The organism is Methylocystis silviterrae (assembly GCF_013350005.1).
GTDB classification, from domain to species: Bacteria; Pseudomonadota; Alphaproteobacteria; order Rhizobiales; family Beijerinckiaceae; genus Methylocystis; species Methylocystis silviterrae.
Window position 1 is genome coordinate 1 of record NZ_JABVWW010000039.1, and the last position, 6,859, is coordinate 6,859.

The 6,859-nt window shown below is 59.4% G+C and carries 7 protein-coding genes and 2 pseudogenes; 7 read left to right on the plus strand and 2 right to left on the minus strand.

Annotation, left to right across the window (positions count from 1 at the left end):
* The coding region (locus HUN39_RS18550; protein WP_175095917.1) for a class I fructose-bisphosphate aldolase at nucleotides 1-765 on the plus strand (765 nt) is incomplete at its 5' end.
* A 171-nt stretch (nucleotides 766-936) separates the two neighbouring features.
* Here HUN39_RS18550 and HUN39_RS18555 read toward each other — a convergent pair.
* Nucleotides 937-1,113 (minus strand): annotated as a pseudogene (locus HUN39_RS18555) (transposase domain-containing protein); the annotation flags it as partial.
* A gap of 322 nt (nucleotides 1,114-1,435) precedes the next feature.
* Between HUN39_RS18555 and HUN39_RS18565 the strand changes: the two are divergent.
* Together HUN39_RS18565 and HUN39_RS18570 are read left to right on the plus strand one after the other, a co-directional pair.
* Nucleotides 1,436-1,615, plus strand: a complete 180-nt coding sequence (locus tag HUN39_RS18565; RefSeq protein ID WP_175095919.1) for a hypothetical protein — start codon at nucleotides 1,436-1,438, stop codon at nucleotides 1,613-1,615.
* The gene (locus HUN39_RS18570) at nucleotides 1,602-3,674 is read left to right on the plus strand and encodes a recombinase family protein (protein WP_175095920.1); all 2,073 of its coding nucleotides are present in this window, start codon (nucleotides 1,602-1,604) and stop codon (nucleotides 3,672-3,674) included. The genes HUN39_RS18565 and HUN39_RS18570 overlap by 14 nt, the downstream gene beginning before the upstream one ends.
* On the opposite strand, the pseudogene HUN39_RS18575 reads toward HUN39_RS18570, so the two are convergent.
* Nucleotides 3,654-4,031: pseudogene (locus tag HUN39_RS18575) on the minus strand (IS66 family transposase); the annotation flags it as partial. The gene HUN39_RS18570 and the pseudogene HUN39_RS18575 sit on opposite strands and share 21 nt — an antisense overlap.
* A 539-nt stretch (nucleotides 4,032-4,570) precedes the next feature.
* On the opposite strand from HUN39_RS18575, the gene HUN39_RS18580 reads away from it, so the two are divergent.
* The 4 genes from HUN39_RS18580 to HUN39_RS18595 form a co-directional block, all read left to right on the plus strand.
* Entirely contained in the window at nucleotides 4,571-4,942 is a 372-nt protein-coding gene (locus tag HUN39_RS18580; protein ID WP_232366217.1) for a hypothetical protein, read from the plus strand.
* A 224-nt stretch (nucleotides 4,943-5,166) separates the two neighbouring features.
* Nucleotides 5,167-5,514 (plus strand): hypothetical protein, encoded by a 348-nt coding sequence (locus HUN39_RS18585; RefSeq protein ID WP_175095921.1) that lies wholly within the window; start codon nucleotides 5,167-5,169, stop codon nucleotides 5,512-5,514.
* Nucleotides 5,515-5,635: 121 nt separating this feature from the next.
* A complete protein-coding gene (locus HUN39_RS18590; protein WP_175095922.1) occupies nucleotides 5,636-6,175 on the plus strand; it encodes a c-type cytochrome in 540 nt (179 codons plus the stop codon).
* Between the two features lie 183 nt (nucleotides 6,176-6,358).
* A partial coding sequence (locus tag HUN39_RS18595; RefSeq protein ID WP_456299341.1) for a Vgb family protein occupies nucleotides 6,359-6,859 on the plus strand: 501 nt, incomplete at its 3' end.

Here is a 6,859-nt window from a genome sequence, read left to right on the forward strand (position 1 = left end):
GAGGCGGCCGGCGCCATTCCAGGCATCAAGGTCGATTTGGGGGCAAAGTCGCTTGCCAATTTTCCCGGCGAAATGATTACTGAAGGTCTCGACGGTCTGCTCGAACGGCTGAACGATTATCGCCGCCTAGGGGCGCGCTTCGCAAAATGGCGCGCCGTTATCAGCGTCGATTCCGATAGGGGTATTCCAACGGATTTCGCGATCGAGACGAATGCGCAAGCGCTCGCCCGCTACGCGGCGCTTTGCCAAAATGCCGATCTAGTGCCCATCGTCGAGCCCGAGGTCTTAATGGATGGCGAGCATGATCTCGAGCGATGCGGCGAAGTGACCGAATGTGTATTGAAGACCGTCTTCATGCGGCTTTACGAAGCGCGGATCTTCCTCGAAGGAATGCTGCTGAAGCCCAATATGGTCGTCGCCGGAAAAAAACATCCGAAGCGAGCGTCGCCCGAAGAAGTCGCGCTTTCGACAATCCGGGTGTTGAAAAATTGCGTTCCAGCGGCGGTTCCAGGTGTCGCCTTCCTGTCGGGCGGCCAATCCGACATTGAGGCGACCGCAAATCTCGACGCCATCAATCGCCTTGGCGGGCCATGGGCGCTGACTTTCAGTTACGGCCGAGCCTTGCAGACGGCGGCGTTGAATACCTGGTCCGGAATGCCGAGCAATGTTCTCGACGCCCAGGCGTCTTTCACTCACCGAGCTCATATGAACGCGCTTGCCGCCCAGGGACAATGGACGGAAATGGAAGAACGCGTCGCGCCATGATTGGTTGTGTTCCCGCTGGAAATACCTTCACATTGGACGCGCTCGGCGGCGGCATAGCCGGCGGCGCGGCGGAACGACGCTCGCGAAGTAGGCGGCGACGTCTTCGATTTGCAGTAAGCGCTGTTTTCAGGGCCACGTCCCTGAGCGCGGCGGGACGGCGCGTAGGCCCCGCGGAATAAGTTCGTCGAGCTTGCTTGCGAGATGACCCTCGATGATCTTCGTGAGGACGTCGGCCATGTAGGCCTGCGGATCCGCGCCATTGAGCTTGCAGGTTTCGATGAGCGAGTCGACGACCGCCCAGTTCTCGGCCCCGCCGTCCGAGCCGGCGAAGAGTACGTTTTTATCGGTTGAGCGCCATCACCCGTTCATTCTGCCCATGTCGGTCAGGAATTGGAAGTCCACTACCGATGGCATCCATATTGCGGCAGCAAGGTTCTGGTTCGTCGGGTTGAGCAGCGTGCAACTGGCTCATTCCTTCAAGTACAAGGGCCGACCGGCGTCGTGATTTCTATTGCCGGCTGGATGCTTGATCCCGTGGTTTGCGCCGGCATGGTGATCGGCGTGCCGCGCGTTGACGTGGCCGCGCTCGTTGAGCTGCAACGCCAGTTGAAAGGCGCGGTCAAGGCCGCAGACTCCCGGAGCGATGTCGCAATCGTTCCGGAGGAAAACAATGCAGTCTCTCGAGACGCCGTCGGCGGCGACGGGCCGACAGATGAGTTTGTCGTTCGAAGACAACAAGTTGGATGGCCTGCAGTCCCCCGAGCGGGACAAAATCGTCACGACACTCGCTCAAATCCTCATGCAGGCCGCGGGCCTCAGCGTCGAGGAGCTTGAAGATGACGAGCGGTGAGCTGATTCCGGCGGCCGTCCTCAAGAGAAAGGCCGTCGTGTATGTGCGTCAGTCGACGCAATCTCAGGTCATGAGCAACCTGGAGGGCAAGCGGCGCCAGTACGATCTGGTCGATGTCGCCCGCCAGCGCGGTTTCGTCGACGTCGAAATTATCGACGATGATCTTGGTCGTTCGGCGAGCGGGACGGTGGCGCGTCCCGGATTCGACCGCCTGGTCGCATGGCTGTGTGCTGGCAAGGTCGGCGCCGTTCTGTGCTTCGATGCGTCGCGGCTCGCGCGAAACGGTCGCGACTGGCATCATTTGCTCGAACTATGCGGGCTCGTGGAAGCCCGCGTCATCGATCTCGACGGCGTCTACAACCCCTGTCGGCCCAATGATCGCCTGCTTCTTGGCATGAAAGGCAGCATCAGCGAGTTTGAACTCGGCGTCCTACGCGCAAGGATGATAGACGCTGCACGGTCCAAGGCCAGCCGTGGCGAGCTGCGGATATCGGTCCCGTTTGGCTACACTTGGCATCGTGACGCCGGGCTTGGGCTCGATCCCGATCGACGCCTCCAGGAGGTAATCCGACTCATCTTCGCCCGCTTCCGCGAACTCGGAAGCGCGCGCCAGGTGCTGCTCTCGATGACGGCCGATCAGATCCACTTTCCACGGCCTTCGGATGAAGGCCGTATGACCAGCTTCGACTGGTTGCCCATCCGCTACCGCAACGTGATCGCAGTTCTCAAGAATCCGTTTTACGCAGGCGTTTACGTCTACGGGAAGAGCGAGAAGCGCACTTCGATCGTCGACGGCAGAGCTCGGCGTAGTTATGGGCACGGGAAGCCGATCGGAACATGGGAGGTGATGCTCAAGGACCATCACGAGGGCTATATCGACTGGGCGGAATATGAGCGCAATCAAAAGCAACTTGCGCTCAACAATTACGGTCGCGCCGGCGGCGTAAAGTCTGGCCGGGGAGGAAGGGCGCTTCTGTCAGGCGTGCTGACCTGTAGGCGTTGCGGCCGGAGACTTTCGGTCGCCTACACCGGTAATCCGCAAAGCCGACCGGTATATCGCTGCGACAAACCAAACCTTATGATGGGCCAGCCCCGGTGCATGACCTTCGGCGGCCCGCGGGTAGACGCCGCGGTTGCCCGGGAGATTTTGAGGGCGGTCGAGCCAGTGGCGATCGAAGCCGCATTCAAGGCGGAGCAGATGCACCGGGAACAGCAAGAAGATCAGCAGCGCATCCTGGACATGGAGTTGCAGCAAGCCCGCTACGAAGCCAACTTGGCGGAGCGACGTTACGCTGCTTGCGATCCGGACAATCGCCTCATCGCCGCGCAACTGGAAAAGAACTGGGAGGCCGCGCTCCGACGTGTCCGAGATCTGGAGGCGCGACAACCTGCAGAAAGGCGCCCGGATATCAAGGTCGACCCCAATGCCTTCACCGACCTGGCGGACAATCTATCGGCGGCTTGGAATGCCCCCGGCGTGACGATGCGCGCTCGCCAGCAATTGCTCCGGTCATTGATCGCCGACATCGTAGTCGATGTTGACGATGAAGCACGCGATGTCGTGCTCACGATCCATTGGCGTGGAGGTCAGCACTCCGAATTGCGCGTGCGCAAACCTCGAACAGGAGAACATGGTTGCGCGACAACCGAAGATGCGTTGGCGGTCATGAGAAGCATGGCCGGTCGCTGGTCTGACGAACACATTGCCGCGTCGCTGAATCGAATGGGCCTGCCCACTGGCCAGGGCAAGACGTGGACGGCGCATCGCGTTGCTTCCGTTCGACGCGTCCGTGGCATCCACGCGTATCGATCCGCGGAAAAGGATGGCGAATGGCTCACCATGGCAGAGGCGGCGAAGACTTTAGGCGTCACACACCACGCGATACGACGCCTGATCAAATCCGGCGCGCTTCCAGCAATACAGGTGGTTCCGGGCGCGCCGCATCAAATCCGCGCCGAAGACCTGGCGCTGGAGCCGGTAAAAGCGGCGGTTGCCCGAAAAGGTCGCCCGTGTCGCGTCGTCGACGAACACACGCTTCCAATGTTTACAGATACTTGATGAGGGAATGCACAATGACTCATGCGTCGCAATGGGGCGGATCGCGCGCTCGACGACGTTGGAGTCGATTCCGACGCGTCCGTCGTCGAGGAAGCGCGTCAGGCCGTCCCAGCGTGACAGCGTATAGCGGATCGCCTCGGCCAGCTTGGTCTTCTGGCTGATGAGCGCGCGCGCATAGGCCCAGAGCTGGCCGGTCTTGTTACGTCCGCGCCCGGGATCGAGCACCGGTGCCCTCGTTTCGTCGGCGAAGATGTTCGTCGACGCCCTGATGTGTTCCAGAAGCCGCTCATGCACCGGCCGTAAATGCCAGGTGGCGCGGCCAACCCAATCGGCGAGCGTCGAATGGTCGAGACGCACCGCACTTACGATTTTTCGACGTTCGACGCGAACGGCGATTCCGATGACTATTTCGTCTATGATTGCGATTGCGAAGGGTATCGATCGGCTCCGGGGGTGCCCGATTGGGCTGACCCCGCGGCTTCCAGGTAGGAGGCTCCATTTGCGTACCGAGGGACATTTCCGTCGCTGACCGCTTGTATGAATTAAAGGGCAAGCCAGCTGGAAAGGGGCCTTCGGGGCTTTTTTGCTTCACCATCGCGAGAGAGGATTTGGTGTGGGCGCGGTCCTCTCGGATCACGCTGAGCGCAGCGGCTTCGCGCTCATGGGGAACCATTTGACCGCCGCAGCCCGACCTCAGGTTGCACCCATGATGACGATCTGGGTCGACATATGCTCGCTATCGATGACATCAATCGTTCACCTTGCCCTGAGCGGAATGCCGACTCCATCAAGGTACGAGCGCGGGCCAAATGGCCAGCATTGCCTATTTTGACACTTCCTCCATCTAACCGTTGGGCTGGATCTCTCGCAGCGCAGCGCCGCCTTAGGAGTTGATCGTGAAAAAGCCTTTCGTCGTCATCGTAAGCCTTGCCCTCGCCGCTGTCGCCCCACCCGCCTTTGCGGAGGATCAGGGAGTGACTTCAGGACCGGCTGCCGGCAAGCCGGTCGAACCGTCTGGAGCGGTGCAAAAGGAAAATCCCAAGAATCCAGTTCACCCCGGCAATGTTGCGGGTCCGAGCGGAACGTCCGCTGGCGCGCCTAGCGTCGAAGGAAAAAGAGGCACGCAAAGCGGCAAGGAATGGACGCCGCCCGCGGAAATCCGACGTCATTGTTACGATTGGGCACCTCGAAAAATATCTGCTTGGGGCGTGATGAGCGGCGTTCAGGTTCCCGGCGCAGCCGGGCTGTTCGACTCTGCTTCTCCGTGAGCCTGAAGTCGCCGCCGACTTGTCGGGAGGGGGTCTAGAAATGCACTCACTCACCCTACCGAGACTAACGACGCGCCGGTTCACTCGCTCGCCATCCTTTCGAGACAGACGAAACGGCGCATGTTGTAGACGAGGTTCGTCATTCCGATCTTGTACCTCGCGCGAACGATGCCGATTACGCGCACGATCTCCGCTCTCATGCCGTTTTTCTGGTCGCCGAACACATGCCCGACGCGGGCGCGCACCTTGGAGCGCACTACGTTGGCGGCCTTTTGCGCCTCGCTGAGTTGGCGATTGCGATAGGCTCTGAGATGAATGCGGCTCTTCAGGCCGCGTTCCCCGACTCACTCGTAGGCGAAAAATCGCATCCGACAGAAATCGTCTGCACCGACGCCTTTTCGAGCTATGAGGTGCTCGATGTTTCAGAGCTTCGCCATGAGCGTATCAATTATCACGTGACGTTCGTTGACGCGCGAAACACATCAATGGAAGTGAAAACCTCTGATACAGCAAAACGCTATTTGCGCTGCTTTAACGGCATTCCAAGACAGCCGCTTTCCGCTCAGAACTGACGGTCTGGGCCAAGAAACCCAGACTCGCAGGCGGCGCAGCCCTTGTGAATCCTATGTCGGCGTTAGTGCACTAGATTTGTGGGATATGCCTTTCAAGAATGACTGACGGGGAAGGTGCGCCATGAAGTTTCTCGCTGGTTTCGTGATAGCGTTCATCGTCAGCGCACTCGGCGCTTTTCTCGGCATCGTCAGCGGCGTTTACAACGTCGCCGCAACCGCGCCTCACACGGATTTGGTGCGCGTCATCTTGAATTGGACCATGCGTAGTTCGGTGCTTGCCCATGCGGGAAACGAGTCGCCGGAAACATGGAGCGAGGATCAGGCGAGAAAGGGATTTAAAGACTATGACGCCATGTGCGTCATTTGCCATAGCGCACCGGGGAAAGAGCGCAGTTACATTAGCAAAGGCCTGCGACCGGAGCCTCCAAATCTCGCCGAAACTTCAGAGCGATGGAGCAGCGCGGAGCTGTTTTGGATCATCAAGAATGGCGTCAAAATGACCGGAATGCCCGCATTCGGGCCCACGCATCAGGACGAGCAAATATGGAATATTGTGGCCTTCGTTCGGCGCCTGCCTCGACTCTCCGCCGAGCAATTCAAGGCGATGGAGGCCGAGATCAGAAAATCCTCCGAGAATGAGCAAGGTCACCATAACCAATAATCGGCCGGGAAAGCTGACTCGAAGAAAGAAGAAACCGCAAAGTCAAACGAATTCGACGTAGGCGCTGTCGTAGTCCAGCAAGATTGAAAGGGGAACATTCGGCTCTAATTCTCGACAGGCCTCGAGAAGAAGAAGACGCTGATGTTCCGCAAAGAGCGAGTTTTGCTAACCCTCGCGGTCGCAATGAGCGTTGTTTCGCCGATTGGAAATAGCTTCCAAAGCGACGCTTCGATCGCAGGCGTCGTTGTTCGAGACATCCATGTAGCCTTCAAGGAATGGCGCGTGCCGACGCCCGGCTCGCACCCCCACGATCCTCTCGCAACTAGCGATGGAGCGATCTGGTACACCGGACAGATGGCCAACCTGCTCGGCCGTCTTGATCCTAAGACCGGGCAGTTTCGCGAATTCCGTCTGAAAACCACGAACTCGGGTCCGCACGGGCTCGTCTCCGACCCGAGCGGCAATATTTGGTTCACGGCGAGTTTCAAAGGTTACATCGGCAAGCTAGATCCCGTAACCGGCGACATCCGAGAATTTCCGCTTCCCGATCCAAAGGCCCGCGCCCCGCACACGCCGGTCTTCGATCAGAAGGGAACGTTGTGGTTCTCCGTCATCGGCGGAAATATGATCGGGCGTCTCGCTCCGGTGTCGGGCGAGATCAAGCTTGTATCGTCACCGACCGCA

What these genes read in the sequence shown, in the direction of transcription:
- HUN39_RS18565 (WP_175095919.1), top strand. Translation starts at nt 1,436, where the DNA reads ATGCAGTCTCTCGAGACGCCGTCGGCGGCGACGGGCCGACAGATGAGT.
- HUN39_RS18570 (WP_175095920.1), top strand. Translation starts at nt 1,602, where the DNA reads ATGACGAGCGGTGAGCTGATTCCGGCGGCCGTCCTCAAGAGAAAGGCC.
- HUN39_RS18585 (WP_175095921.1), top strand. Translation starts at nt 5,167, where the DNA reads ATGCCCGACGCGGGCGCGCACCTTGGAGCGCACTACGTTGGCGGCCTT.
- HUN39_RS18590 (WP_175095922.1), top strand. Translation starts at nt 5,636, where the DNA reads ATGAAGTTTCTCGCTGGTTTCGTGATAGCGTTCATCGTCAGCGCACTC.